Origin of the sequence: Streptomyces sp. NPDC057099, from assembly GCF_042671245.1 — a bacterium.
GTDB classification, from domain to species: domain Bacteria; phylum Actinomycetota; class Actinomycetes; order Streptomycetales; family Streptomycetaceae; genus Streptomyces; species Streptomyces purpurascens.
The window spans coordinates 14,165-41,145 of the sequence record NZ_JBHUTX010000039.1 but is presented as its reverse complement, the minus strand read 5'-3'; the positions used below and the strand labels follow the sequence as shown (position 1 = coordinate 41,145).

Genomic DNA, 26,981 nt, shown 5'->3' with positions numbered 1-26,981 from the left:
CGGCCGGGAGGGACGGGTCCCCTCCCGGCCGCCCGCCCGATGCGTCCATCATGCGAACAACCTCTTGGGGCGGAGGCGACCTTCTGCCACTATCCCCAGCAACCAGATAGGAAAGCTAGGAATCAGGCCCGTCGGGCCTTGTCACCGCTTCGCAGCTCCCTGATCACTCATCCCTGAGAGGACCCCTTCGTGTCTGCCGGAAGACCGTTCACCGCCCTGCGCATCCTCGCCGTCACAGCCGCGCTCCCCCTCCTGCTCACCGCCTGCGGCTACGGTTCCGAGAACACGGACGACGACCAGCAGAGCGGAGTCGCGGCGGACGCCGAGAAGCTCTCCGCCGGCGAAGTGAAGATCGGCTACTTCCCCAACCTCACGCACGCCACCGCTCTGGTGGGCGTCCAGGAGGGTCTCCTCCAGAAGGAACTCGGCGGCACCACGATCAAGCCCTCGACGTTCAACGCAGGCCCCTCCGAGATCGAGGCGCTGAACGGCGGCTCCATCGACATCGGCTGGATCGGCCCCTCCCCCGCGATCAACGGCTACACCAAGTCGAACGGCAAGAACCTGCGGATCATCGGCGGTTCCGCCTCCGGCGGTGTGAAGCTCGTCGTCAACCCGGACAAGGTCAAGTCCGTGGACGATCTCAAGGGCAAGAAGATCGCCACGCCGCAGCTCGGCAACACCCAGGATGTCGCGTTCCTCAACTGGATCGCGGAGCAGGGCTGGAAGGTCGACGCGCAGAGCGGCAAGGGGGACGTCTCCGTCGTCCGCACCGACAACAAGATCACCCCGGACGCCTACAAGTCCGGTTCCATCGACGGCGCCTGGGTACCGGAGCCGACCGCGTCCAAGCTGGTCGCCGAGGGTGGCAAGGTGCTGCTCGACGAGGCGTCGCTGTGGCCCGACAAGAAGTTCGTCATCACGAACATCATCGTGCGGCAGCAGTTCCTCAAGGAGCACCCGGACGTCGTCGAGGCGGTGCTGCGCGGCTCGGTGAAGACCAACGAGTGGATCAACGCCAACCCGGAGAAGGCCAAGGCGTCCGCCAACGAAGCGCTGGCGAAGCTGTCGGGCAAGGCCCTGCCCGCCGACGTCATCGACCCGGCCTGGAAGTCCATCACCTTCCTCGACGATCCGCTGGCCTCCACCCTCGACACCGAAGCGGAGCACGCGGTGAAGGCCGGTCTGTTGGAGAAGCCCGACCTGAAGGACATCTACGACCTGGCACCGCTCAACAAGGTCCTCAAGTCCGAAGGCAAGGACGAGGTCGACGACGCCGGTCTCGGCGTCGGATAGCGGCAACCGGCCGACCTGACGACCGCACCGTCCGGTGCCACGGCCACACCTCTCCCGACCGTCGCCGGGTGATGCGGCATCAAGTCAAAGTCACGTCAGCCGTCTTCCGGGATGGCTCCCTCGCCCCTATCCTCATGCGCCGATGTTACCGACGGTAAGGGGTAGCGATGGGCGGCACCACGCGCAGAGGGTTCCTGGGCACGGCCGCGGCCGCCGGCAGCGGGGTCGTCGCCCTCGGAACCGCCGAGCGGGCTTCGGCGGAGAGCGGCGCGGCACCGCAGACGGTGGCTGTGCTGGGCGGGGGCGTCGCCGGACTGACGGCCGCGCACGAACTCGCCGAGCGCGGCTTCCGGGTCACGGTCTACGAACGCAAGGCGCTGGGCGGCAAGGCCCGCAGCATGGACGTACCGGGCAGCGGCACGGGCGGCCGCCGCCCCCTGCCGGGAGAGCACGGCTTCCGCTTCATCCCCGGCATCTACCACAACCTGCCCGACACCATGCGGCGCATCCCGTTCCCCGGGAACCCGGGCGGTGTCCACGACAACCTCGTCGCCCCCAAGGAGATGCTGTTCGCCCGGTCGGGCGGCCGCGAGGACATCCGGATCCCGCTGCCCTGGCCCGGCAACACCCCGGCCGAACTCACCCCCGACGAGATCCGCCGCGCCTTCACCTCGGTTCTGGACACGGCCTTCAACCTCCCCCTCCACGAGGCCCTCTACTTCGCCAACCGCTTCCTGGTCTTCCTCACCAGCTGCGACGAGCGCCGCGACGACGTCTGGGAGCGGACGCCGTGGTGGGAGTTCGTCCGGGCCGGACGGATGTCCTACGACTACCAGCGGATCCTCGCCGTCGGTATCACCCGCAACATCGTGGCCACCAAGGCGGAGGAGGCCAGCACCCGTACCGTCGCCACCCTGCTGGAGGCCTTCGCCTTCAACCTCCTCGGGCGCGGCGCGGACGGACCGCTGGACCGGATCCTCAACGCGCCCACCAACGAGGCCTGGATCGACCCCTGGGTGACGTACCTGAAGTCCCTCGGCGTCGAGTTCCGCGTCGGCTGGACCGTACGGGACCTGACCCTGGGCGCGGGTGCGATCGCCGGAGCCGTCGTGGAGGACCCGGGAGGCGCGCGCCGGACCGTCACCGCCGACCACTACATCTCGGCGATGCCGGTCGAGCACGCCCGCCGCACCTGGAACTCCGCCGTACGCGCCGCCGACCCCCAACTGGCCGAGTGCGACCAGCTGGAGACGGACTGGATGACCGGCATTCAGTTCTACCTGACCGAACGTACGCCGATCCTGCACGGCCACCTCGACCTCATCGACTCCCCGTGGTCGCTGACCGCGATCGCGCAGGCCCAGCACTGGCCGGGCCACGACTTCCCGGCCGACTTCGGCGACGGCACGGTAGCGGACTGTCTGTCCGTGGACGTCTCCGAGTGGGACCGCCCGGGCATCCTGTACGGCAAGACGGCCAAGCAATGCACCCGTACCGAAGTCGCCCGTGAGGTGTGGGCGCAGTTGAAGGCGGCGCTCAACGACAGCGGCCGTACGGTCCTGAAGGACTCCGTGCTGCACTCCTGGTTCCTCGATCCGGCCGTGGACGGACTCGGCACGCCGCACCCCGTCAACGAGGAACAGCTGCTCATCCACCCGGTGGGGACCTTCCACCACCGCCCGCGGTCGGCCACGAAGATCCCCAACCTGTTCCTGGCCGGCGACTATGTGGCCGTGCCCATCGATCTCGCCACCATGGAGGGCGCCAACTCCTCGGCCCGGCAGGCCGTCAACGCCCTGCTGGAACGGATCGGCTCGACCGCCGAGCGGTGCACCGTGACCCCCTTGTACCGGGCCCCGGAGTTGGAGGCATTCAAGCGACACGACCGCACCCGCTATCTCCTCAGGCTGCCGAATGTCTTCGACATCGGCTGAAGGCCCTTGGAGGCGCGGCTGCGCAGCGGCCTCTCGGCCGAGCGGGCGCCACCGTCACAGGACGTCCGCGAGGCGGTCCACCTGGTTCGGGTCGATGCCGTAGCAGTAGAGCATGACCTCGTCGGCGCCGAGGTCGGCGAAGGCGGCGATCGCCTCGCGGATCTCGGCCGGCGTGGTGAGCATTCCGGCCACCATCCGGTCGGCCATGCCGGTGAAGGTGTAGTACGCGTGTATGTGGGTCCGGGCGTCATGGACCACGTCGTCCGGGCCGAGGGCGACGTTGACCTGGGCGACGAGGCGTGGTTCGCCGTCGCGGCCGTGCTCCTTCCAGAACCTGCGGGCGGTGTCGAACAGTCCGCCCGCCCAGGAGGGCGCCGCGGCGGCGATGAAGCCGTCACCCCAGCGCGCGACGCGTTCGATCGCGGCGGGCTTGAAGCCGCCGAAGAGGACCTCGGGGCCGCCGGGCCGGGCGGGCTCAGGACCGATCGGTCCGACGCCGTCGCCGTACGACTCGCCGGACCACAAGCGGCGCATCACCTCCATCTGCCCGTCGAGGCGCCGGCCTCGGGTGCGCGGGTCGACGCCCGCGACCTGGTGGTCGTCGTCCCGGCCGCCGATGCCCAGGCCGAGGCTCAGGCGGCCACCGGTCATCCGGTCCAAGGTGGCGGCCTGCTTGGCGAGGAGCGCGGTGTCGCGCAGCGGGGCGAGCAGCACCTCGGTCTGGACGCGGATGCGGGAGGTGGCGCCCGCGAGGACGCCGAGCGCGACCAGGGGTTCGGGGTTGTCGTAGACGAGCCGGTCGAGCATGCCGAGCGTGCTGAAGGGCCCGGCGTCGGCGCGCTGGGCCCAGGTGAGCAGGGTGACAGGGTCGCCGATGGGCAGGCCGATACCGACGTTCATGAAGGAAGCCTCCGAAAGGAAGGGTCGACAAAGACTGCTGCCGCCCCTCCGGCACCTCAGCGAGGTGGGACGCTCCCGCTCTGCGGCGTGCTTCTGGGGAACGTCTCGTCGAAGTGGACTCACCGTAGGACGAGTTGGCCTGTCGGGCAAACCGATTAGGGCCCGCTTGCGGCTCCACGTCCCGCCCGCATAGAATTACGATCATACTTTTATAGAGGAGGCCGGCTCCACCCCGACCCCTTTAGCGATCCACCACTCATCCATCCGAGGAATCACCCATGCTGAACACCCTGTGGAACCCGACCGTCGCCGGAGAGATCCCCCTGCCGCACCGGCTGGCCATGGCCCCCCTGACCCGCAGCCGGTCCACGCCGGAGGGCGTACCGACCGAGCTGAACGCCGAGTACTACGCCCAGCGCGCCTCGCACGCGCTGATCATCACCGAGGGAACCCAGCCCTCCGCCGACGGCCAGGGCTACCCGGTGACCCCAGGCATCCACACCGAGGAACACATCGCCGGCTGGCGCAAGGTCACCGACGCCGTCCACAAGGAGGACGGCCGCATCGTCATCCAGCTGATGCACGCCGGGCGCATCGCCCACCCGGACAACACCCCCCACCACCGGCAGCCGGTGGCCCCCTCCGCGATCAAGCCGGCGGGGCTCACGTTCACCGCGTCCGGACTCCAGGAGATGCCGGTGCCGCGCGAGTTGTCCACCGAGGAGGTCGCCGCGACCGTCGACGACTTCCGGCGCGCCGCCGCGGCAGCCATCGCGGCCGGCGCCGACGGCGTCGAGATCCACGGGGCCAACGGCTACCTGGTCAACCAGTTCCTCTTCCCCAGCGCCAACCAGCGCACCGACCAGTACGGCGGCTCCCTCGACAACCGCATCCGTTTCGCGGTGGAGGTCGCCACGGCCGTGGCCGACGAGATCGGCGCCGGCCGCACCGGCATCCGGATCTCCCCCGGCAACCCCTTCCAGCTCAACGACCTCGAAGAGAGCGACCCCCACGAGCTCTACCCGCACCTCCTGCGCGCCCTCGCCCCCCTCGACCTCGCCTATCTGCACATAGGCCACGGCGGCGACGAGGAACTCCTCTCCACCCTCCGCGAGCTGTGGCCGGCCACGCTGATCCTCAACCGGGCCGGCACCGACATCGCCACCCGCGCCAAGGACATCGATGACGGCGTGGCCGACGTCATCGCCGTCGGCACCATGGCCCTCGCCAACCCCGACCTGGTCGAGCGCGTACGCTCCGGGGCGCCGCTGAACACCCCCGACCCCAACACCTTCTACGGCGGCGGCGCGGCCGGTTACACGGACTACCCCTCCCACGCCGCCTGACGAAGCGCCTGACGCCCGAGGGGACTCAGCCTTCGGGCGTCTCAACACGACTGCGGCTCACCCTTGCGAGGGAGGCACCGGGAAGAGCATGCAGCTACTGGTGGCGTGGGCGAGCAGGCGGTCCTTCGCGTCGAGCAACTGCGCCTGAGCCAGGGCGGTTTGACGGCCCTGACTGACAACCGTGCCGATGGCGCGCACCACTCCCGTGTCCGCGGTGATCCGCCGCAGGAACTTCACCGTCAGGTCGAGCGAGGTGTACGCCATGCCCTGCGGGAGGGTGGACTGGACGGCGCATCCCGCCGCCGAGTCGAGCAGAGTGGCGAAGACGCCGCCGTGCACGCTGCCGATCGGGTTGTAGTGCTCCTCCCCCGGCGTCAGCGAGAAGACCGCCTTTCCGGGCTCCACCTCGTCCAGGGTGAAGTCGAGGGTGTGGCTGATGGGCGGCCCCGGCATCCGCCCGGCCTGCAGCTCGCGCAGGAAGTCGATACCGGCCATGCGCCCGGCGGCCTCCGCCAGGATCGCGGGATCCTCCCATTGATACGCACGTGTTCGTCCCACAGCCCGGCGCCTTCCCCTCTGACTTTTTCAAGTGAAGCTAGACTCCCGCTCACCTGACTGTCAATGACGAAGCCAGGCCCTTACGATGGCGGGATGGAGTGGCTTGAAGCGAGCACGGAGAACTGCCCCGTCCAACGCACGCTCGACGTGGTCGGAGAGAAATGGACGTTGCTGATCCTGCGTGACGCCGTCAACGGAGTCCGCCGCTTCGACGACTTCCACCGCCATATCGGCCTGTCGGAGGCCGTTCTCAGCGACCGCCTCCGGAAGCTGATCTCGACCGGCATCCTGAAGACCGTCCCCTACCGGGAGCCGGGCAGCCGCTCCCGCAACGAGTACCGCCTGACACGCAAAGGCTGGGACCTGTGGCCCGTCCTGATGGCACTGAGCCAGTGGGGCGAGAGGCACGCCCTCGGCCCCGACGGCCCCGTGCTGGACGTCCGCCACACCGACTGCGACGCTCCGGTCCGCGTCGTCGTCGAGTGCTCCGCGGAGCACTCCGCCCTCACCCCTGGGGAGGTCACGGCCCGGCTGGGGCCTGGCGCTCGGCTCCGGTCGTGAACCATCGGCGCCCGGTCCGCAGGGTCACAGACCAGCAGCCGCGTTCACCTGCCGGTTATAGTATTACGTACGTCAGGCCATCGACGGCTTGGGCGCGGGGCGACGGCCTCACGGAGCGATTGGAGGAAGCTCGTGGTGCGCTACGCCAAGGAGCACAAGCAGGTGACGCGGCAACGGATCATCGAGAAGGCCGGCCAGCGGTTCAAGCAGGACGGCATCGACGGTTCGGGCATCTCCACGCTGATGTCGGACGCGGGGCTCACCAACGGAGCGTTCTACGCCCACTTCGCCTCCAAGGACGACCTCGTCGCCCATGTCGTGACCGACGAACTGCGCACACAGGTCGCCAGGTACGGCACCCTGCGGCCCGGTCGCCAGGGACTCGACGACCTCATTCGCGAGTACCTGTCCCCCGAACATCGGGACCACCCCGGCCTCGGATGCCCGTCCGCCGCCCTGCTCGACGAGATCGGCCGCTGCGAAGAGGGGACCAAGCAGGCTTACACCGACGGGGCGCGGGCCGTCGTGGAGGAGATCTCCGCCCGCCTGACGCCGGAGGACCCAGGGTCCGCCCGGGCCAAGGCCATCGGGCTCTTCACCATGATGGTGGGGACGTTGCAGCTGTCCCGTGCCCTGTCCGACCGGAAGTTCGCCGATGAGGTCCTTGAGCAGGGAATCGAGAACGCCCTCGCGTTCATGAGGTGAGGGGAACCGCCGACGGCAGCCCCACGTGGGCCCAGGTGACGAACGCGCCGCACACCTTCTACCGTTCGAGGAACTCGAGAGCCGTCTCCACGAACTGCCGGTGGAACTGGAAGATGCCGCCGTGGCCGGCGTCGGGGTAGAGCACCAACTCGCTGTTCGGCAGGCGCCGTGCCAGGTCGACCGAGTTCTGACTCGGAACCATCCTGTCGCTCTCGCCGTTCGCGACGAGCACGGGCTGGTGAATGACGGAGAGATCCTGGGGCCGCTCCAGCCCCCAACGGTGAATTGCCTTGAGCTGGGCTCCGTACGACGCGAGAGAGATCGCCGCGTCCCGGTCCTGGGTGCGCTCCTTCAGTCGGGCCAGGAAGTCCTTGCCCGCCCGGCGCCCCTGGGCGGTGCGGGTGAAGAAGAGGAACTGCTTCGGGTCCTGCAGGGTGAGCAGACCTCGGACGGTGTCGAGGTGGGACAGCCGGGTCACGCCCTTGATGCCCTCGCCGCCCGCGGGACCGGTACCGGTGAGGATCAGCTTACGAACGAGGCCCGGGTCGGTCTGCGCGATCACCTGGGCGATCATGCCGCCCATCGAGAAGCCGTGGAGATCGACGCGCTGGAGCCCGAGCGCCCGTATGAAGGTGACGGCGTCCTTCGCCATGGCGTGGATGGTGCGCGGCGTCGAGCCGCTGGAAGCGCCGACGCCTCTGTTGTCGAACGTGATGACGTGACGCTTGGCGGCGATGCCGTCGACAACCCTGGGGTCCCAGTTGTCGAGAACCGCCGCGAGGTGGGTGAGGAAGACCACCGGGACGCCGGACCGGGGGCCGAGCTCTCGGTAGGCGAAGGCCACTCCCCCGGCGGCGATGGTGCGGGTCGGTGCGCTCTGGTACGACGTCATCACGTCGCCTCGTACTTCCTGTGAATCCTGCATGGTCGTTCCCTTCGGTGGTGACGGTCGAAGGCCGTCGGGGCCGGATCCCGGAGCGGTCCGGCCCCTCGGCATCACGTCAATGATTAAAGTATGATCATAATTCCATGGGCTCACAAGTGTGCGAGCCGAACGAAAGGGCGTCGCTCGCCCGTGGGTCGTCAGGCGGCGAGGAAGTCGGCCACCTGCCGGGTAAAGGCCTTGGCGTACTGGAAGAGGAACGCATGGCCGGCGCCGGCGTAGAGCACGAGAGTGGCGTTGTCGAGGTGCTGGACCGCGACGTAGGAGTTGTGGGCGGGGATCATCACATCGTCCAGGCCGTTCGCGTACAGGACGGGATGCTTGATGGCCTCCAGTTCCGCCACCACCTGATCGAAGGGGGCCGCCAGGAGCGTGGCCGCCGCGGTGAGCATCCCCTGGGCCGCCGGCTCGGAGACCGCGGGGCCGCCGTTCGCGAGCCGGGTCGAGACGTGGTCGAAGTGCTCGTGCCCAGAAGCACGGGCCGCCTCCGTCTCGGGGTAGAAGAGGTACAGCATGTCCTCCAGGTCGGCATCGGGCTTGGCCATGATGCCCAGGACCTTCTCACTGAAGGGCGGAGCGTCGGGCACCCAGCCGGCCGGGCCGCTGCCCGCCACGACGAGCCTGCGCACCAGCTCGGGGCGTCGTACGGCCACACGCTGGGCCACGATGCCACCCAGGGACCAGCCGAGCAGGTCGGCCTGCGCGAGGCCGAGTGCGTCGATGAACTCGATGGCCCCCTGAGCGAATCCCTCGAGGGAGTCGCGCGGCTCACCGCCGGTGTAGCCGACGCCGACGTTGTCGAACACGATCACGTCGTGGTCGGCGGCCAGACGGTCCAGGAACTCCGGGTCCCACCAGTCGATGGTCCCGCGGAAGCGGTTCAGGAGGACCAGCGGGACGCCGCCCCGCGGACCCATCCGCCGATAGGCGAACCTCGCGGACGGACCCTCGACAGCGAGGTCCTCGGCCCTGTCTGCCAGATATGTGCTCACGATGTCCCTCTCGGAGTTCTCATCACCGGCGCCCTTTGACGCAGCACGCGGCACGCCTGCGCCATTACATTACGTTCATAATATTACGCATGGAGGGCGGCGGGCCACAAGCACCCGCTCCGGCGAGGGAAGGAGCGCGCGGTGCGATACGGGCAAGAGCACAAGTGGGCGACCAGACAGCGGATCATCGAGGCGGCCGGACGCCGGTTCAAGCGGGACGGCATCGACGGCTCGGGCATCTCGGCACTCATGAAAGACGCCGGGCCGACCAACGGCGCCCTCTGCACCCACTTCGCGTCGAAGGGCGACCTCGTGGCCACCACGGTCGCCGACCAGCTGCGGGCACAGAACACGACCATCGCCGCGCAGGCGACACCCGGCCGCGCCGGGCTCGAGCAGATCGTCCGGTGGTACCTGTCCGCCCGGCACCGCGACAGCCCCGACGACGGCTGCCCCTCCGCCGCCCTGCTCGACGAGCTCCGGCGCTGCACCGAGCCGACCAGGCAGGCGTACACCGACGGCGTGCTGATGGTCATCGACGGCATCGCCGCCCGCCTGGCACCCGACGATCCACTCTCGGTCCGCACCAAGGTGCTCAGCGCCTACGCCATGATGGCCGGCACGCTCCAGCTCCCCCGAGCCCTCACCGACAGGCAGCTCGCCGACGAACTGCTCGAACAGGGCATCCGCAACACCTTCAGCCTGCTGGACGTCGAGCATGAGCCCGAGAGGGGCGGATCCACTTGCGACCCGCCGACCGACCTCATAGCATTATGAACATAATCCAATAAACTCTACGCACCTCACCCGGTCCGCTTGCGGACGAGATACGGAGACGACCATGAGAGCCTTCACGGTGGAGCGCTACGGCGACAAGGCCGGCGTGCGCGCCGGCGACGTGCCGGATCCGAAGGTGGGCCCTGACGATGTGCTGGTCCGGATCCGGGCCGCGAGCATCAACCCGCTCGACCGGATGATCCGGGACGGGGAGATGAAGACGATCCTGCCCTACAAGGTCCCGTTCGTCCTGGGCAACGACCTGGCCGGAGTGGTGGTCGAAGTGGGTGCGTCCGTCACGCGGTTCGCGGTGGGCGACGAGGTCTACGCGAGGCCCGACAAGGACCGGATCGGCACCTTCGCCGAACTCATCGCGGTGCACCAGAACGACGTGGCCGCCAAGCCGACCACGCTGACCATGGAGGAGGCCGCGTCCCTTCCGCTGGTCGCCCTGACCACCTGGCAGGTGCTGGTCGAGCGAGCCGATGTCCAGCCGGGCCAGAAGGTTCTCATCCACGCGGGTTCCGGTGGCCTGGGCACCATCGCCATCCAGCTGGCGAAGCAGCTGGGGGCACACGTGGCGACCACCACGAGCACGGCCAACGTCGACCTGGTGAAGCGTCTGGGCGCGGACGTTGTCGTCGACTACAAGAAGCAGGCGTTCGAGACGGTGCTGCACGACTATGACGTCGTCCTGGACTCGCTCGGCGGTGAGACGCTCGCGAAGTCCCTGGACGTGCTCAAGCCCGGCGGGAAGGCCATCAGTGTCGCGGGTCCTCCCGACGCCGCTTTCGCCAGGGAGCTGGGAGCGAATCCGATCATCCGGCTGGTGATGTCCGCGCTGAGTTTCCGGACCCGACGACGCGCCCGGCGCCGCAACGTGACCTACTCGTTCCTGTTCATGAAGGCCAGCGGGGACCAGCTGCGCGAGCTCACTGCCCTCATCGAGGCCGGCAGGATCCGACCCGTCGTGGACACCGTGTTCCCGTTCGAGTCGACCCATGAAGCGCTGGAGTACGCGGAGGATGGGCGCGCGAAGGCGGGCAAAGTCGTCGTCAAGATGACCTGAGGGAATGGATTCGAGAGTCACCCCGAGCCACGGGCGGGGGGCGGGATGTCAGGCACCGGGACGGGACGGAGCACCGTCAGAGACTCTTCCCGGCGAGCCACCATCGCGAAGGAGAACCTGTCGATGTCCAGGCAGAGATCGACATCGTCCGGGTGGTAGCCGCTCCGCCGCCCGTCGGCGAGGTCTGCCGCGGCACGGGAAGTCCTCGCCCGGTGGAGATACGGGGCCGCTTCGACACCGTCTCCGGCCATGCGTTGACCTATGTATTCAGCGCAGGCCAGGTCCTCGTCGGCCTGGCCTCCCTCGCCGGTGACAACGAAGGTCACCGGACCGGAATCCTCGGTCTGCAGGAACCGCGCGGTCGGGCCGGCCACCACGAAGCTCGCGCACAGGACCAGCGGTGCGTCCGCGACGGCCAGCGCGCCCACGGTTCCTGCCGTCGTCTTCTGCACCAGCGTGCGACCGGCGAAATCGCGTGACCGGAGCAGGCCAGGTGAGTTCACCGCGTCGAAGCCCGCTGCCGGAGCTCCGTCCTTCAGAGCCAGCCAACCCGGGTGGCTCTCCTTCAGGGCGAGTGCCTCACTCTCCGTCGAGGCCAGGACGATCTTCTCGACGCCACGCGAGAAGGCCCAGGCAGCCACGGTGAAGGCGCGCATGACATCGATGACGACGGCGACACGGGGAACGCCGGTCAACTCCGGTATGCCGACGAAGTGATGCTCCATCGCACCATTCTGACGGACCGTGCAGCAGGTCGAGCTTGCCTGGTGCGTCGGGGCCCGGCCGTCTACAGCCAACCGTTGCGCTTGAAGCCGCGGTGGATGACGAAGCAGGCGGTGGCGATGACGGCGAGAACGAGGGGGTAGCCGAAGCGCCAGCGCAGTTCGGGCATGTGGTCGAAGTTCATGCCGTAGACGCCGCACACCATGGTGGGCACGGCGATGATCGCGGCCCAGGCGGTGATCTTGCGCATGTCCTCGTTCTGGGCGACGGTCACCTGCGCGAGGTGGGCCTGGAGAATGGAGTCGAGCAGGGCGTCGAAGGAGTTGATCTGCTCCGTGACGCGGGTGAGGTGGTCGGCGACGTCCCGGAAGTACGTCTGTATCTCCGTGTCGAGACAGCCGCGGGGTTCGGTGGCGAGCCGGTCCAGGGGGCGGGCCAGCGGGACGACGGCCCGCTTCAGTTCCAGGAGCTCCCGCTTGAGCTGGTAGATACGGCCGGCGTCGGCGTTGCGGGGACTGCGCGGCGAGAAGACATCGGTCTCGACCTGGTCGATGTCGATCTGGACGGCGTCGGCGACCCTGACGTAGTCGTCGACGACATGGTCGGCGATGGCGTGCAGCACGGCGGAGGGGCCATGGGCCAGCTGCCGGGGATCGGCTTCGAGGTCCTCGCGCAGGGGACCGAGGGAGCCGTGGCGGCCATGGCGGACCGTGACGACGAAGTCGGGGCCGGTGAAAACCATGATCTCGCCGGTGTTGACCACCTCGCTGGTCGAGGTGAGCTCGGCGTGCTCGACATAGGTGACGGTCTTGAAGACGGCGAAGAGGACATCGCCGTACTGCTCGACCTTGGGACGCTGGTGGGCGTGGACGGCGTCCTCGACGGCGAGCGGGTGCAGGCCGAACAGTTCCGCGACGCCGGCGATCTCCTCCTCGCCCGGTTCGTGCAGGCCCAGCCAGACGAAGCTGCCCCGGTGCTTGCGGACCTGCCGTACGGCGTCCTCCACCGAGTCCGATTCCGGCCCGCGGAGACCGTCGCGGTAGACGACGCAATTGACCACCGTCGAGCCGAGCGGCGAGCGGGCCGGGTGGCTGAGATCCACGCGGCGGCGACCGCGCCGCGCCAGGTTCGCGACTTTGCGCAGGTTGCCGACCATTGACATGCGGGCTCCTTCATCACCGGACCGTCCGATCCGGACAGTGTGCCAAATGGCGACAAGCCGGTCGTCAGAGCCAGCGCTTCTTGCGGAAGACCAGGTAGACGAGGGTGACCAGGGCCACGGTGATGATCAGCATCGCGGGGTAGCCGAGCAGCCATCCCAGCTCGGGCATGTGGTCGAAGTTCATGCCGTAGACGGCCGCCAAGGGACTCCCGGCGTACGAGGAGCCGGGCAGGGCCGACCCGCGCGGCGGTCACCGGCGGGCGGCAGACCAGGTGGTAGCCGCTCGCCACCGACAGGTGGTACGCGCCGGCGAGGGGGTCTCCGGGGCGTCGGCGGCGATCACGACAACGGTCACCAGGGCCGGCCGACAACGGTCACCAGGGCCGGGTCGCGCTGCCGCGCCGGCCGATCAGGCGCGGCGCGGGACGTGAATCCGGCGGTCGTGCGCTCACAGGGGGGTGTGCGGAGGCGGCGGGCCACGCCACGCACGAGGCGATCGAAAGGCTCCGGGTCTTCCGGGCAAGAGTTCTGGCATGGGACGCCTCCTGGAAGGGTCCGGCTGACGGACGACCCCGGTGCGGGGTTGCGTACCGGGGCTCTCCGGTGACGCTGTCGCCGGGTCCGCCGACCCTTCATGACGGGACGCTGACGGCGGGCGGGCCGAGGGCGAGCGGCTGGGCCGCGTACGTGATGCGGACGACGCCGTCTTCGTGCCGCTCCGTCCTGCCCAGTACGCCGAAGACGCCGCGCAGGACGTCCGGCGTCAGGACATCCAGTACCGGTCCGGCCGCCACCACCTCGCCCTCGTGGAGGACGACGAGGTGGTCGCAGAGCCGGGCGGCGAGGTCGAGGTCGTGGAGGACCGCCAGGGTGGTGATCCCGGTGCTGCGGATCAGGTCCAGGAGTTCGAAACGGGCGCGGATGTCGAGATGGTTGGTGAGTTCGTCCAGGACCAGGAGATGCGGGCGCTGGGCGAGGGCGCGGGCCAGGAGGACGCGTTGCCGTTCGCCGCCGGAGAGGGTGGCGTAGTCGCGGTCCGCGAAGGGTACGACGCCGCAGCGGTCGACGGCCTCCGCCACGGCCCGGCGGTCCTCGGCGCCGTCCCGGCCCATGAGTCCGTGGTGGGGTGTCCGGCCCAGGGCGACGATCTCGGTCACGGTCAGGCCGGTGGTGGTGCCGGCGTCCTGGAGCACGGCTGCGGTGCGGCGGGCGGCGGTGCGCGCGGACAGCGCCCAGACGTCGTCGTCCCCCACTCTGACGACGCCGTCCGCCGGGCGCAGTGAGCGGTAGACCGTGCGGAGCAGGGTGGACTTGCCGCTGCCGTTGGGCCCCACGAGCCCGACGATGTCACCCTTGGCGGCCTCCAGGTTCACCTCGCGGAGGATCGGCTTGCGGTCCAGGGTGATGTGGAGGTGGTCCACGGTCAGTTTCATACGGTGTCCAGGCCCTTGTTGCGGCGCAGCAGCCACAGGAAGAAGGGGGCGCCGAGCAGGGCGGTGAGGATGCCCAGCGGCAGTTCGTTGGGGCGGTTGACGGTGCGGGAGAGCAGGTCCACGACGACCAGGTAGACGGCTCCGAGGAGGGCGGTCAGGGGCAGCAGCCTGCGGTGGTCGGCGCCCACGGTGAGGCGGACCAGGTGGGGGATCATCAGGCCGACGAAGCCGATGCCGCCCGCGACGGCGATGACGGTGCCGGTGAGCAGCGCGCTGATGACCAGCAGGACGGCGCGCAGCCGGTTGACGTCCACGCCGAGCGCGGTGGCGGACTCGTCGCCGGCCAGCAGGGCGTTGAGCCGCCGTCCGAACAGGGTCAGTACGACGGTGCTCGTCAGGACCACCACCGTGATGGTGGGCAGTTGGTCCCATTTCGCGCCGGCGACGCTGCCCAGCATCCAGAACATCACCGTCCGCAACTCGGTGGGTGTGGCCAGCAGTTGGACGAAGCTCGTGATCGACAGCAGCACGTAGCCGACCGCGACTCCGGCCAGGACCAGGCGCGTGGGGGCCAGGCGGCCCCGCCGTTGTCCCAGGGCGAAGACCAGGGCTCCGGCCGCCAGGGCACCGACGAACGCGGCACCCGACACCCCGAGGCCGGCCAGGCTGCCGAGGGCGACACCGCCGAGGGTGATGACCAGGACGGCCCCGAGCGAGGCTCCGTAGGAGAAGCCCAGGACGATCGGGTCGGCGAGCGGGTTGGAGACCAGGGTCTGCAGGACCGCCCCGGCGACGGCCAGGCCCGCGCCGACCAGGGCGGCCAGGGCGACGCGGGGAGCCCGGAAGCTCCAGACGATCTGGTCCGTCGCCGGGTCGGCGGTGGCGCCCTGCCCGGTGAGGTGGTGCAGGAGGATCCGCCACACGTCGGCCACCGGGACGGTGACCGCTCCGATGCTCACCGCCACCACCATGACGGCGGCGAGCACCAGCAGCAGGGCGCCGACGGCGAGAGACAGCCGCAGGCCGTTCAGACCTTGTCGGGGTGCAGCATCCCGGCGACCTTCTGCACGGCCAGGTCGTTGCTCGGGCCGAGGTACATCGAGTCCGACAGCGCCACGTACTTCTTGTTCTTCGCGGCCGGCCACTGGGGGAACTCCTTCAGCAGTTTCTTGGCGTAGGCCGCCGGATCGGGGTCGTTGTAGCCGATGACGACGAGGGCGTCGACGTCGGTGGCGGCCACCTTCTCCTTGCTCAGGTCGGCGAAGGAGGTCTTGGAGGCGTTCTCGAAGGCGTTGGAGCCGCCGGCCTTGGCGAGGATGTCGTTGTAGATGCCCTTGGCGACGACCGAGCTGAAGTCGTTGCCGCCCATGGCCATGTTGGAGAACAGGACCATGACCTTGGGCTTCTTCTCCCCCTTCACCTTGGCGGAGACGTCGGCGATGTTCTTCTCCGAGGCGGCGATCAGCTTCTCGGCACGGTCGTCGGCGTGGAAGATCCTGCCCATGTCGCGCAGCAGCGTGTAGCTGTCGGCGATGGTCATCCTGGAGGTGTCCTGGTCGCAGCCCTGCGGGGAGACGTAGGTGTTGGCGCCCACTTGCTTCAGCTGCTCGCGGGTGGCGAAGCCGTTCTTCTCGTCGAAGCCGTAGGAGGTAGTGGACAGCACCAGGTCGGGGCGCAGGCCGATCATCGCCTCACGCGGGATGTCGTAGGCGTCGTTGAGTTTGACGTCGCCGTTGGGCAGCGCCTTGATCGCCTTGGCTCGGCCGGGGACCTCGGACATGCCGTAGCTCTGCTGGTTGGCGACGATCTTGTCACCGAGGCCCAGGGCGAGCAGGGTGGAGACCTCGGCGACCGAGGCTCCGTTCATGAGGACGACGCGTTCGGGCGTCTTGGTGAACTTCTCCGGCACCCCGCAGGTGTCGAGGTTCACGGGGTAGCCGGGCGCGGCGGCCTTGGACGCGTTGTCCTGGTCCGTCGAGGAGCCGGCGCATGCCGTGGTGATGAGGCAGAGGGCGCCGGCCAGGGCGACGGCGACCGGCCGTTTCGTCGACATGCTTGCTCCTTGGTGCGGGCTGCTCGTGAGCCGTGGTGGGTTCTGGTGCAGTAGTCGGAGGGCGACGCCCCTGAGTTCCCGACGCGGCCAACTACTTGACGGACGCGGCGAGATGGCTCTGCTCTCGGGGCGGCGCGGGCAGCACACCCGTGGCGACGCAGTGGTCGAGGTAGCGGAAGACGAGGCCCCGGTCGACGGACGGGCAGGTGATGCCGCTGCCCCGCAGTCCGCTCACGACATTGTCGGCACGGACCCGCCCGAGGCGCAGGTCGGGCTCGGTGTCCCAGGAGTCGAAGAAGGCGAGCGTGGTCGCCGCCGCACCGGACGTGCGGGGAAGCTCGGCACGCCACCGGTCCAGCGGCATGCGCCGCAGGGGGTAGCCGTACTCCTCCAGCCAGTCGTAGACCTCGCCCAGCCGCACGGGGACGCTGTCGGCGTGGTTGAACACCCTTGCCGCCAAAGGCGGTTGACCGATACTGAGCCGGACCAGGGCTTTCGCGGCGTGGTCGACCGGCGTCCAGACCTCCTCCTCGAAGAGTTCGGGCACGATGCCCGCGGGTACGCCCGCGCGCAGCACGCTCCACAGGAAGTCCCGCTCGTTCACGTAACCGGTGCTGGACGGGCCTACGATGCGGCCCAGCCGGTGCACGGTGACCGGCAGACCCCGCTCGGCGGCCTGTTCGAGCAGGCGCTCGGCCGCCCACTTGGACTGCTGGTAGCCGTAGCGCAGTCCGGGATGGGACGGCAGGAACGCCTCCGGTACCTCAGGGCTGAGGGCGAGGGGCGGGGCTACGGAGAGGGTGGAAACGAAGTGCAGGGGGGCCGACCGTACGGCCGCCATGCGCAACAGGTCCTTCGTGGAATGGGTGTTGGCGGCGCGGAGGGTGGCGTACTCGCGCATGATGCTGACGGTCGCCGCGTTGTGGACGATCGCCCCGCAGGTGCGGGCGAGTTCGCTGAACGTCTCTTCGTCCAGGCCGAGTCGGGGTCGGGCCAGGTCGGCGCAGACCGCCGTGACGCGTTTCCTCGCCGCTTCAGGGAGCTGTATGCGGTGGGTTTCCAGGGCCTGGTGAAGGCGGGCGGTGGCCTCGGCGGGGCTCGGGGCGCGGACCGTGCAGACGACCTCCGCGTCGGTGCCGGTGAGGAGTTCCGCCAGCAGATGTACGCCGACGAAGCCCGTGGCGCCGGTGAGCAGGACCCTGTCCGGTGTGCCGTGCGTAGGGCCACCGCCCGGCCTGATGTCCGGGTCGAGGACGGCGTCGGTGAGCAGGGCCGCCGGAAGACCCGGCACGGTCGGCTGGCCCTGCCGCTCCAGGTACCGGGCCAGCCCGGCCGGGGTCGGGTGCTGGAACAGCCAGGCCACCTTCACCTCGCGGCCCAGTTCGACGCCGAGCCGGTTCGCGACCTGGATGGCTTGGAGCGACTGGGCGCCGAGGTCGAACACATCATCCTCGGCGGATACGGCGGATACGGCGGCCACACCGAGCATGTGGTGCCAGACGGCGGCGATGGTGCGCTCCAGCGAGCTGTCGGGCACCGCCAACGCCGGCTGCTCGTCGGGCGTGGCCAGCGCCTTCCTGTCGGTCTTCCCGGAGCTGGTCCGGGGCAGGCGGTCCAGGAACTCCACGGCCGTCGGGATCATCGCCGCGGGCAGCACCGCACGAAGACGGTCCCGGATCGAGGCCACGGCCGGGGCGGGCCCGTCCGGGACGACGTACGCGCTCAGCCGCCGTGTTCCGTCGCCCAGCACCTGGCCGACGACAACGGCGTCGCGGACTCCCGGATGGGTCACCAGGACGCTCTCGATCTCGGCCGGGTGCACCCGGTGTCCGCTGATCTTGAACTCGGCGTCCGCTCGGCCCAGATGGCGCAGCTGTCCGTCGTCGCCGATCCGCACCAGGTCACCGGTGCGGTAGGCGCGGGGCGCGCCGGGGAGTCGGTCGAGCGGTGCGAAGCGGGACGCGTCCGGGACCGGTTCTCCTCGGTAGCCGAGGGCCAGGTTGTCGCCCAGGAGGTGCAGTTCGCGGTCGACGACCGCGGCCCGCGTGCCGGGGAGCGGCAGGCCGATGGGGACGTCCCCCGGGGCGAGGGAAGGGTCGTGGAGGTCGGCGACGGTGGCGACCACCGTGGCCTCGGTGGGGCCGTAGGTGTTCAGCAGCCGGACCGACGTCCCCACGGCCTTGCGCCAGCCGTCGACCCGTGCGGGCAGGGCCGGCTCCCCGCCGATGACGACGGTACGTACCTCGGTCGGCAGGGTCGCGGTGCCGGTCGAGACGGCGTAGGCCAGTTCGTGCCAGTACGCCGTCGGCAGGTCGAGGACGCTGATCCGCAGCCGGGCGCAGGCGTCCAGGAACCCGGGGACCGATTCGGTCATGTCGCCCGTGCGGACGACGAGGGTGGCGCCCGCGCAGAGGGTGAGGAAGAGCTCCTCGACGCTGGTGTCGAAGTGGAGCGGGGCGAACTGCAGGACGCGGTCCCCGCGGTGGAGGCCGTAGCGGTGGGTGGCGCCGGCGACGAAATGTGCCAGGGCACGGTGGCCGATCTCCACGCCTTTGGGGCGGCCGGTGGAGCCCGAGGTGTAAATGACGTAGGCGAGGGCGTCCGGCGTGGGTGTCGTCGGCGAGACGGCCGCGGACTCGGGTTCCGGCTGGTCGAGTCGCAGGATCGTCCGGTCCGCGAAGTCTCCGGCGTGAGCGCCGGACGTCACCACGAGCGCGGGACGGATGTCGTCCAGCAGGTCGGTCCTGCGCGCCGGGGGCGCCGTCGGGTCGAGCGGGCAGTAGGCCGCCCCGGACACCAGGACACCCAGGACGGCGGTGACGGCGTCGATGCCGCGCGGCAGGGCGACGGCCACCAGGTCGTCGCGGCCGACCCCACGAGCCGACAGTCGGTGGGCGAGCGCGCGTGCCGCGTCGAAGAGCTCCGCGTAGGTGATGCTGCGCCCGTCATGCTCCACGGCGACGGATCCGCCGCTCCGGGCCGCGTGTTCGGCGATCAGGGCGAGGACCGGTCGTGCCGGGCCGGGCAGCGGCCCTCCGTCCAGGACTGGGACCGCCTCGCGTGCGCGCAGCTCCCCGAGCGCCCGGTCGGGGGCGCTGACGGCCTCGTCGAGCAGGGCGAGCAGCCCCTCCTGGAACGCGGTGACGTCCGCCTCGTCGTAGAGATCGGGGTTGGCGTCCACGGCGATGCGCAGGCCCCCGCCCTCGGAGCGGTCGTAGACGTTGACGGACAGGTCGTCGACGGGGCCGGCCGAGACATTGTGGACCGTGCTGCGATGTCCCGCGAACCGCAGGTCGTACGCGAACGGCATGATGTTCACGCCCGGACCGGACAACCGGCGCTGTCCGCCGACGAGTCCGAGGTCGCGCCGCAGTTGTTCGTAGCGGTAGCGCTGGTGCGGCAGTCCGGTGCGGAGTTCTGCGGAGACCCGGGCGGCGAGGTCGCGCAGGCAGTCCGAGGGGCTGGCGGTGACGCGCAGGGGCAGGATGTTGCGCACCATGCAGGGGACACGCAGCGAGACGGAGCCGAGGCGTCCCATCGCCGGCAGGCTGAGGACGATGTCCGGGGCGCCGGTCACGTGGTGCAGGTGGGCCGCCGTCACGGCCAGCAGGATTTCGGACCAGGTGACCTCGAGGTCGCGGGCGACGGCACGCAGGGGCGCTGTCCGGGCGGCGTCGAGGTCGACCACCCGGCGGTGGAAGGTACGCGCGGGCAGGGCCGTCCGGCCGGCGGGTGTGGCCACGGACGGCCGGTCCGCGTAACGGTCCGTCCAGCGGGCACGGTCCTGGGCGAAGCGCGGCGACTCGCGGTAGACACTCTCCTCGTCTCGCACCGAGGCCAAGCTGCCGAACCCGCTGTCCCCCGGCGGCTCGCCCGCCATCAGGGCCGTGTAGACCTCGGCGACCCGGCGGGCGACCAGCGACAGCCCGAAGCCGTCGAGAGCGATGTGGTGGACGCGGTGGTACCAGAGGTACTCCTCCGGTGCGATACGGAGCAGGGCGTGGCCGAAGAGGGGGCCGCGTGTCAGGTCGACGGGGCGGGCCATGTCCTGGTCCATCCACGCCAGGGCCGCCGCGTGCGGGTCGGGCTCCGCGGTGAGGTCCGCGGTGTGCGGACGCCAGTCGGCGGCCGGGACGTCGATCTGCCACGGGCGGCCGTGGTCGTCGACGACGAAGGCGGCGTTCAGGGCCTCCGTCTCCGCGACCACATGGTGCAGCGCCGCGTCGAAGGCGGACGTGTCCACCGGTCCGTGGATGTGCGCGTACTCGGCGGTGTTGTAGGCGGGACTGTCCGCGTCGAGCTGCTGGCCGGTCCAGATGCCTTCCTGGGCGGCCAGCAGCGGATGGCGCGCCGCTGTCACGGGGTTCCTCCCCGAGGTACGGAGAGCAGCTGCCACCACTGGGCGAACGAGGTGCACTCGGCGAGGTCGACGAAGGTCACTTCCACGCCGGTCTCCCGCCACCGTTCGATGAGGGTGACGACGCGCAGGGAGTCCAGTCCCGCGTGGAAGGGGTTCTCGTCGAGGTCGACTTCGTCGGGCTGCTGGTGCAGGAGCTCCGCCAGGTCCGCGCGGAAGCCCTCCAGCGTGAGGGGAGCAGGCATGTCGTTCTCTCTCGATGGGCCGATGGGCCTATGGGCCGATGGACCGATGAACCGTGGTGGCCGGTCAGTTGACCTTGCGTGCGGAGTCGTCCCAGAAGCGGTCGCGCAGTTCCCGGCGCAGGATCTTGCCGCTGGGGTTGCGCGGGACGCTGTCGATGAACTCGTAGCGGGCGGGCAGCTTGAAGCTCGCCAGTTGCGGGACGAGGAAGGTGTGCAGGTCCCGGGGTCTGGGCTGCTGCCCGGCCGTGGGGACGACGAAGGCGTGGACGTACTCGCCCCAGCGTTCGTCGGGGGCGCCGACGACGACGGCCTCGGCGACTTGGGGGTGGCTTTCCAGGACGTTCTCGATCTCGGCGGGGTAGACGTTCTCGCCGGCGACGAGGACGGCGTCCTTGATCCGGTCACGGATGAAGAGGTAGCCGTCCTCGTCGACGTATCCGGCGTCCCCGGTGTGGATCCAGCCGTCGACGAGGGTCTCGGCGGTCTTGTCGGGCAGTCCCCAGTACTCGACCATGTGCGCGGGCGTGGCCAGGCAGACCTCCCCGACGGCGCCCGGCGGAAGGTCGCGGCCCTCGCCGTCGATCACCTTGGTGCGGACTCCCGGGTAGGGTCGGCCCACGGCCTGCATGAGGGGACTGCCGGGGACGTGCGCTGCCGGTGGCAGGCAGACAGCCGTGTTGCCGGTCTCGGTCAGACCGTAGATCTGGGCGAACTCGCAGTCGAGGACGGCGAGGCTCTCCTCCAGCAGGGCCTCGGAGATCGGGGAGCCGCCGTAGACCGTCTTGCGCAGGGTCGTGAAGTCCTCGGGGCCGACGCCGGGTTCGGTCAGCATCATGCGGAGCATGGCGGGCACGACGCAGGCGGTGGTGACGCCGAGGTCGCGGATGAGGTCGACGGCCCGGCGGGCGGCGAAGGCGCGCAGGGCGACGACCGTGGTGCCGGCGTTGAAGTTCTGCGTGGCCCACCAGAGTCCGCCGATGTGGAATCCGGGGATGCCGATCAGGGCGATGTCGCCGGCCCGCCAGTCGATCCAGTCAAGACCCTCGCTCGCGAGGGCGTCGCGGATCGCGAAGAAGCTGCGGTGGGCGAGGACGACGCCCTTGGGCAGTCCGGTGGTGCCGCTGGTGTAGAGCTGGGCGACGGGGGTGTCGGGGGTGGCCTCGAACTCCGTGTCGTGGTGCGGGTACGGTGCGCGCCACCCTTCCAGGGAGCCCAGATGTACGACGGCTTCGGGCTCCGACTCGACGGCGACCGCGAACTCCTCCTCCACGAACAGCAGCCGGGTACCGGAGTCCCGGAGGATGTGGCTGACCTCGGGTGCGGTGAGCCGCCAGTTGACCGGGACGAGGACGGTGCCGCTCTTGGCGCAGCCGAAGAGGATCTCGTAGTAGTGCTCGGACTCCTTGCCGAGGTAGGCGACCCGGTCACCGGGGGCGAGCCCGGCGGCGCGCAGGGCGTGGGCGACACGGTTGCTCTCGCGGTGGAGGTCGGCGTAGGTCAGGCTGCGGCCCTCGCACAGCACCGCCGGGTGGTCCGGTCGGTGCTCGGCGTGGTGCCGGGTGGTCTGGACGAGCGTCTTCATGGGCGGACCCTTCGGCGGTCAGGGGACATTGACGAACGCGAGGGTCGCCTCGCCGTCGCAGCGGCCCGATGCGGCGTCCTGGTAGCGGAAGGCGGTCTCGGCGTGCAGGAACGGGGTGCCGCCGGTCCGGGTGCGCCGGGTTACGGACCGGAACTCCATCTCCCCGGAGAAGCCACGGGGATCGACCGGGCGCCGGAAACGCGCCGAGAAACGGGCGATGAGAATGTCGGGAAGCTGGTGCTTCCAGAAGTCGTCGAGCGTCCAGGATTCGAATCCCGTACCGATCCCGTCTTTCACGGACTTGGCGACGAGGTAATACATCATCTGGTTGTAGCAGATGTTCACCTCGACGGAATTCAGGTGTCCGGTGTCGTCGATGTAGCACGACTCGGGTATCTCGAACTCGCAACGGGCGAGAGCCCGTCCGTCCGTTTCCGTCACGACGGCCGAACGCAGGTATTTGCAGTGGTCCTTGTACGGCGCCAGTACCTGCGCCAGCAGAGCCTCGTCGGTCATGCCGTCGCCTCCATCCCGTCGTGGAGCCTGCGCTCGTCGTGCACGGTGATGCGGAAGGAGACGGTCGGCTCGGGTGTGGTGGTGTGCCGGGCGCGGTGGATGAGGCTGCGGTTGTCCCAGACCAGCAGGTCGCCCTTCTCGAAGCCCTGCAGATGGATGTTCTCGTGCTCGAAGGTCTCGTCGAGCTGACCGGTGGCGTCGAACAGCCGCTTCAGCAGCTCCTCGTCGAGCGGCCGGCCGCTCTCGTCCTCGATACCGACCGTGAAGCCCTCACTGATGTAGAGGACCGTCTCGCCGGTCATGGGGTGGGTGAAGGTGGTCGGCCGGCGGACGGCCGGGGTCTTCCGTTCGACCTCGTCGATGATCTCGGAGAGGGGCCGGTAGACGTCATGGGGCCGGATCTTGAAGTACTTGCGCACGGAGTGTCTGCAGTACGTTCCGGTGATCTCCTTCTTGAGGTCCTCGGGCAGTTTCCCGTAGGCCCGGCCCATGTCGATGAAATACGTGCCTCGGTTCTTCTCGGGGACGACCTGAGGATAGATGAGGGTGATCCCGAAGGGGTCCGGCATGAATTGATAGTCGGCGTGCCAGAACTTGCCCGTCTTGGGCACACCGATCTGCTTGCCGTTCTCCGGCACATTGGAGGAGACGAAGATCTCCGGCACTTCGGGGTGCTTGTACATCGGCTCGTAGTACGTCTCGGGGCGGCCGAGCCGCTTGCCGAGTTCCAGGAATTCCTCGGGGGCAAGGTCCTGGTCCTTCAGGATCGCGATCTTCTTCGTGTAGAGGGTGCTCTTGAGCGCCGCGATGTCGGCGTCCGAGGCGGTGGTGTGGTCGAAGGCCTCGACCGTCGCGCCCATCGCTTCGCCGGGCTGTTCCTTGATTTCCATTGACGAGTGTCCTTCCGTGGGTTCAGACGGTTGCCCGGCGGAGGAGGAGCAGCGCGAGCGCGCCGCAGCCGATACCGCCCGCGATCACGAAGACAGCGGTGCGGATGCCGTCGAGGAGCCCGGGGCCGGATCCGTTCTGCCCGACTCCCCCGGCGACCGCGACCAGTACGGCGAGGCCGACCGCCCCGCCCACCTGGAGGGTGGTCGACGCCAGCCCCGAGGCGATGCCCTGGTCCTCGGGGGCCACTCCGGCGGACGCGGCGATCCACATCCCCGTCCACGCGGCCCCTTGGCCGAGGCCCAGCAGCACGATCCCCGGCAGCAGCGCGGGATACGAGCCGTCCGAGCTGAGCGCCAGGCCGAGTGCCACGGCCCCGGCGGCACCCAGCACCATGCCGCCCACCAGCATGCGGCGCGTCCCGAAGGCGGACACGGCCCGTTCGCCGGCCTGCGTACCGAGGGCCACCACCAGGGCGGGCACGAGGAACGCGAGCCCGGTCGCGACCGCGCTGTAGCCGTGGACGGTCTGGAAGTACAGCGTCAGGAAGTACGGCACCGAGCTGAACGTGGCGCTGAACAGAGCGGTCACCCCCATGGCCGTGACCAGGCCTCGGTGGGCGAACAGCCTTGCCGGCACGAGCGGATCACGGGCCCTTGTCTCGACGACGGCGAAGAGCGTCAGCAGACCGACCGAGAGCGCCGCGCTCGTGAGGGCCGTCGGTGTGCCCCAGCCCTCCGCGGGGCCCTGCACCAGCAGGAACACCAGGAGCGTGACCCCGCCCGTCGCGGTCAGCGCGCCCGCCACGTCGAAGTGCCGCGAGCGGTCGAACGGTCCGTCCTTCGGGAAGAGCGACCACCCGGCGACCGCGAGGGCTCCGGCCACGGGCACGTTGACGAAGAACACCGCCGGCCAGCCGAACGCCTCCACCAGGAAGCCGCCCAGGAGAGAGCCGAAGCAGAGCCCGCCGGCGCCGGCGGCACTCCACACCGCCAACGCGCGGTTCCGGTCCGGTCCCTCGGCGTACAGGGTGTTGATCAGGGACAGCGTCGCCGGGAACAGCAGCGAGCCGCCGACACCCTGGACCGCCCTGACGGCGACCAGGACGCCGGGGGACTCCGAGACTCCGCCCACGAGGGACGACCCCGCGTACAGCAGAGCCGCCAGGACGAACATCCGGCGCCGGCCGAGCAGATCCGCGGCCCGGCCGCCCAGCAGCAGGAAGCCCCCGGTGGCCACGACGTAGGCGCTCACGACCCACTGCAGATCGTGGTCGGAGAAGCCCAGCCCGGTGCCGATCGCGGGCAGCGCGACGTACACGATGTTGTAGTCGAGCGAGATGACGAGCTGCCCCGACGCCAGCACGAGCAAAGGCAGCCCGAGGGGCTTTCGCCGCGTGGCCTTCCCGGGCTCTGTCGCGGCCGTCATCGGCCGCCCCCGCTCTCCCCCATGAGCCGACGGATCTCGGTGATGAGGGCGACCAGGGCCCGACGCTCCGGAACGGTCGTCTCCGGGTGCCAGAGGTCGATGAGCAGGCAGGTCCGTGGCCTGGTGCCGTCGTTACGTGCCTCGTGCTCGAAGGAGTAGTCGAAGAGCAGGCATTTCCCCTCCTCCCATGAGCGGGTCTCCCCCGCGACCGTGATGCCGCACCCTTCGGGGATGTCCACGGCGAGATGCAGATTGATGCTGAAGTTCCACAGATCGCAGTGGGGTTCGATGAGGGCGCCCGGCAACAGGGTGGAGAAGTGGCTTTCCAGGAGAGGGCATATCTTGCCCGTGTCGACAGCGACGTCCTTCAGTACCTGATAGGCGGTCGGAGTCGTGGTGGCCGATTCCTCGACCAGGCCACCGTCGCGGTAGAGGTACAGGGCCTGCCAGTTCTCCTGGCGCGTCAGATAGTGCTCGTAGTCGGCGAACGCCTCCCGGCGTTCCTCCCACGCGCTGTGCAGCTCCTTCTTGATGGTCAGGTGATGTGCCTCCAGCTCCCGTACGACGGGGGCCAGTTCGGCGTACGCGTAGGGGTCGTGCCAGGGAGTGGGCGAGAGGCCCGGCATGATCCATTTGGCCGCCTTCTGCAGCGGATGCCGTTCGACCCCGCCCGGCTCCAGCATCCGCTCGACCCGGGTGATCGATTCCGCGCCGAACTCGGCTCGGACGGCGGCGAAGGCGTTCTCCATCTCTGGTGTCACCGTCTGTCTCTCACCTGTTCGTGACCGCCTTCGCCGTGGAGCTGTTCTGTCGGGCTAGTAGTCGGTCGGGGGCGGACTTGAGTTCCCCGTTCGCGCCGGCTTTCTGGGCCTCTTCAAGGAGCCCGACGAGGGTCGTCCGGGCCCGTGCCACCCGTGAACGGATCGTGCCCACGGGGCAGTCGCCCGCCCGGGCGGCGTCCTCGTAGGGAAGGCCCGCCAGTTGGGTGAGCACGAACGCCTCACGCCGCTCGGCGGGCAGCGCGTCCAGCAGGTCGAGCAGGGCCACGCCGTCGTCGAAGCCGGGCAGACCGGTCGGCTGGGCGCGTTCGACCCATGACGTCCAGTCGGCCACGTCGGCCGACTTCGGCCGCGTGGCGGCGTACCGCAGGCTGTCGACGACCGTGCGGCGCGCGATGGACAGCAGCCAGGTGCGCGCCGACGAGCGCCCCTCGAACCGGTGCAGGCTGCCGAGCGCCCGCAGGAACGTGTCCTGTGTCAGGTCGTCGGCCATCTGGCGGTCTGCGGAGAGATGCGTGACATAGCGGACGACGTCCGGATGCAGTGCGCGTACGAAGCGGTCGACGGCGTCGGGGTCGCCGGTCCGGGCGGCGAGAGCCCAGGCCGTGGCACGGTCGTCGCGGACAGGAGTGATCACCTGATGTCCTTCTCGGGGGATCCGAGGCCGGTTCGGCAACACGGCGGCACGGTTGAGCACGCCACGGCCGAAGGGTCCCGGAACGGGAATGGGATGG

Annotated in this window: 25 protein-coding genes and 1 pseudogene; 7 read left to right on the top strand and 19 right to left on the bottom strand. The window is 69.6% G+C overall.

Translation table 11 applies throughout. The annotated features are described in order from the left end of the window. The first annotated feature begins 189 nt into the window (after positions 1 to 189). Positions 190 to 1,296 (top strand): ABC transporter substrate-binding protein, encoded by a 1,107-nt coding sequence (locus ACFT4A_RS32425; RefSeq protein ID WP_382837263.1) that lies wholly within the window; start codon positions 190 to 192, stop codon positions 1,294 to 1,296. Between the two features lie 167 nt (positions 1,297 to 1,463). Continuing rightward, complete coding sequence (locus ACFT4A_RS32420) at positions 1,464 to 3,230, top strand: FAD-dependent oxidoreductase (RefSeq protein ID WP_382837260.1); 1,767 nt, start codon at positions 1,464 to 1,466, stop codon at positions 3,228 to 3,230. Between the two features lie 54 nt (positions 3,231 to 3,284). Here ACFT4A_RS32420 and ACFT4A_RS32415 read toward each other — a convergent pair whose 3' ends face one another. Next, positions 3,285 to 4,130: an LLM class flavin-dependent oxidoreductase gene (locus ACFT4A_RS32415; RefSeq protein ID WP_382837257.1), complete on the bottom strand. Its 846-nt coding sequence runs from the start codon at positions 4,128 to 4,130 to the stop codon at positions 3,285 to 3,287. Positions 4,131 to 4,408: 278 nt separating this feature from the next. Between ACFT4A_RS32415 and ACFT4A_RS32410 the strand changes: the two genes are divergently transcribed. Next, a complete protein-coding gene (locus ACFT4A_RS32410; protein WP_382837254.1) occupies positions 4,409 to 5,476 on the top strand; it encodes an alkene reductase in 1,068 nt (355 codons plus the stop codon). A 57-nt stretch (positions 5,477 to 5,533) separates the two neighbouring features. On the opposite strand, the gene ACFT4A_RS32405 is transcribed toward ACFT4A_RS32410, so the two are convergent. Further along, complete coding sequence (locus ACFT4A_RS32405) at positions 5,534 to 6,034, bottom strand: PaaI family thioesterase (protein WP_382837251.1); 501 nt, start codon at positions 6,032 to 6,034, stop codon at positions 5,534 to 5,536. Positions 6,035 to 6,127: 93 nt separating this feature from the next. Between ACFT4A_RS32405 and ACFT4A_RS32400 the strand changes: the two genes are divergently transcribed. Both ACFT4A_RS32400 and ACFT4A_RS32395 read left to right on the top strand, forming a co-directional pair. After that, on the top strand, positions 6,128 to 6,595 hold the full coding sequence (locus ACFT4A_RS32400; RefSeq protein ID WP_382837249.1) for a winged helix-turn-helix transcriptional regulator: 468 nt from the start codon (positions 6,128 to 6,130) through the stop codon (positions 6,593 to 6,595). A gap of 132 nt (positions 6,596 to 6,727) precedes the next feature. After that, on the top strand, positions 6,728 to 7,300 hold the full coding sequence (locus tag ACFT4A_RS32395; protein WP_382837246.1) for a TetR/AcrR family transcriptional regulator: 573 nt from the start codon (positions 6,728 to 6,730) through the stop codon (positions 7,298 to 7,300). Between the two features lie 58 nt (positions 7,301 to 7,358). Here the strand turns inward: ACFT4A_RS32395 and ACFT4A_RS32390 are convergent, their stop codons facing one another. Together ACFT4A_RS32390 and ACFT4A_RS32385 are read right to left on the bottom strand one after the other, a co-directional pair. After that, a complete protein-coding gene (locus ACFT4A_RS32390; RefSeq protein WP_382837243.1) occupies positions 7,359 to 8,225 on the bottom strand; it encodes an alpha/beta fold hydrolase in 867 nt (288 codons plus the stop codon). A 158-nt stretch (positions 8,226 to 8,383) separates the two neighbouring features. Next, a complete protein-coding gene (locus tag ACFT4A_RS32385) occupies positions 8,384 to 9,235 on the bottom strand; it encodes an alpha/beta fold hydrolase (RefSeq protein WP_382837240.1) in 852 nt (283 codons plus the stop codon). 141 nt (positions 9,236 to 9,376) lie between these two features. Here ACFT4A_RS32385 and ACFT4A_RS32380 point away from each other — a divergent pair, with 141 nt between their 5' ends. Together ACFT4A_RS32380 and ACFT4A_RS32375 are read left to right on the top strand one after the other, a co-directional pair. Beyond that, positions 9,377 to 10,012, top strand: a complete 636-nt coding sequence (locus ACFT4A_RS32380; RefSeq protein ID WP_382837238.1) for a TetR family transcriptional regulator — start codon at positions 9,377 to 9,379, stop codon at positions 10,010 to 10,012. Positions 10,013 to 10,076: 64 nt separating this feature from the next. Further along, the gene (locus ACFT4A_RS32375) at positions 10,077 to 11,081 is read left to right on the top strand and encodes an NADP-dependent oxidoreductase (protein ID WP_382837235.1); all 1,005 of its coding nucleotides are present in this window, start codon (positions 10,077 to 10,079) and stop codon (positions 11,079 to 11,081) included. A gap of 17 nt (positions 11,082 to 11,098) precedes the next feature. Here the strand turns inward: ACFT4A_RS32375 and ACFT4A_RS32370 are convergent, their stop codons facing one another. The 15 genes and pseudogenes from ACFT4A_RS32370 to ACFT4A_RS32300 form a co-directional block, all read right to left on the bottom strand. Further along, entirely contained in the window at positions 11,099 to 11,806 is a 708-nt protein-coding gene (locus tag ACFT4A_RS32370) for a 2-phosphosulfolactate phosphatase (RefSeq protein ID WP_382837232.1), read from the bottom strand. Positions 11,807 to 11,868: 62 nt separating this feature from the next. After that, positions 11,869 to 12,966 carry a magnesium and cobalt transport protein CorA gene (locus tag ACFT4A_RS32365; RefSeq protein ID WP_382837229.1) on the bottom strand — a complete coding sequence of 366 codons (1,098 nt, stop codon included), beginning with the start codon at positions 12,964 to 12,966 and terminating at the stop codon, positions 11,869 to 11,871. A gap of 64 nt (positions 12,967 to 13,030) precedes the next feature. Then, entirely contained in the window at positions 13,031 to 13,135 is a 105-nt protein-coding gene (locus ACFT4A_RS32360) for a Loki-CTERM sorting domain-containing protein (protein WP_382837349.1), read from the bottom strand. A 31-nt stretch (positions 13,136 to 13,166) separates the two neighbouring features. Continuing rightward, a pseudogene (locus ACFT4A_RS32355) lies at positions 13,167 to 13,394 on the bottom strand (diaminopimelate decarboxylase); the annotation flags it as partial. Positions 13,395 to 13,598: 204 nt separating this feature from the next. Next, complete coding sequence (locus ACFT4A_RS32350; RefSeq protein WP_382837226.1) at positions 13,599 to 14,399, bottom strand: ABC transporter ATP-binding protein; 801 nt, start codon at positions 14,397 to 14,399, stop codon at positions 13,599 to 13,601. After that, positions 14,396 to 15,370 carry a FecCD family ABC transporter permease gene (locus ACFT4A_RS32345; RefSeq protein WP_382837347.1) on the bottom strand — a complete coding sequence of 325 codons (975 nt, stop codon included), beginning with the start codon at positions 15,368 to 15,370 and terminating at the stop codon, positions 14,396 to 14,398. Before ACFT4A_RS32345 ends, ACFT4A_RS32350 begins: the two co-directional genes overlap by 4 nt. 56 nt (positions 15,371 to 15,426) lie before the next feature. Further along, positions 15,427 to 16,452: an ABC transporter substrate-binding protein gene (locus tag ACFT4A_RS32340; RefSeq protein WP_382837224.1), complete on the bottom strand. Its 1,026-nt coding sequence runs from the start codon at positions 16,450 to 16,452 to the stop codon at positions 15,427 to 15,429. Between the two features lie 91 nt (positions 16,453 to 16,543). Next, entirely contained in the window at positions 16,544 to 20,812 is a 4,269-nt protein-coding gene (locus ACFT4A_RS32335) for an amino acid adenylation domain-containing protein (RefSeq protein ID WP_382837221.1), read from the bottom strand. Then, positions 20,809 to 21,054, bottom strand: a complete 246-nt coding sequence (locus ACFT4A_RS32330; RefSeq protein ID WP_382837218.1) for a phosphopantetheine-binding protein — start codon at positions 21,052 to 21,054, stop codon at positions 20,809 to 20,811. The genes ACFT4A_RS32335 and ACFT4A_RS32330 overlap by 4 nt, the downstream gene beginning before the upstream one ends. A gap of 64 nt (positions 21,055 to 21,118) precedes the next feature. Beyond that, on the bottom strand, positions 21,119 to 22,636 hold the full coding sequence (locus ACFT4A_RS32325) for a long-chain-fatty-acid--CoA ligase (RefSeq protein WP_382837215.1): 1,518 nt from the start codon (positions 22,634 to 22,636) through the stop codon (positions 21,119 to 21,121). Positions 22,637 to 22,654: 18 nt separating this feature from the next. Continuing rightward, positions 22,655 to 23,152 carry an FcoT family thioesterase gene (locus ACFT4A_RS32320; RefSeq protein WP_382837212.1) on the bottom strand — a complete coding sequence of 166 codons (498 nt, stop codon included), beginning with the start codon at positions 23,150 to 23,152 and terminating at the stop codon, positions 22,655 to 22,657. After that, the gene (locus ACFT4A_RS32315) at positions 23,149 to 24,042 is read right to left on the bottom strand and encodes a TauD/TfdA dioxygenase family protein (protein WP_382837209.1); all 894 of its coding nucleotides are present in this window, start codon (positions 24,040 to 24,042) and stop codon (positions 23,149 to 23,151) included. Before ACFT4A_RS32315 ends, ACFT4A_RS32320 begins: the two co-directional genes overlap by 4 nt. Positions 24,043 to 24,064: 22 nt before the next feature. Beyond that, positions 24,065 to 25,468: an MFS transporter gene (locus ACFT4A_RS32310; protein ID WP_382837206.1), complete on the bottom strand. Its 1,404-nt coding sequence runs from the start codon at positions 25,466 to 25,468 to the stop codon at positions 24,065 to 24,067. Further along, entirely contained in the window at positions 25,465 to 26,229 is a 765-nt protein-coding gene (locus ACFT4A_RS32305) for an aspartyl/asparaginyl beta-hydroxylase domain-containing protein (protein ID WP_382837204.1), read from the bottom strand. The genes ACFT4A_RS32310 and ACFT4A_RS32305 overlap by 4 nt, the downstream gene beginning before the upstream one ends. 10 nt (positions 26,230 to 26,239) lie before the next feature. Beyond that, positions 26,240 to 26,884, bottom strand: a complete 645-nt coding sequence (locus ACFT4A_RS32300) for a sigma-70 family RNA polymerase sigma factor (protein WP_382837201.1) — start codon at positions 26,882 to 26,884, stop codon at positions 26,240 to 26,242. Positions 26,885 to 26,981: the final 97 nt, after the last annotated feature.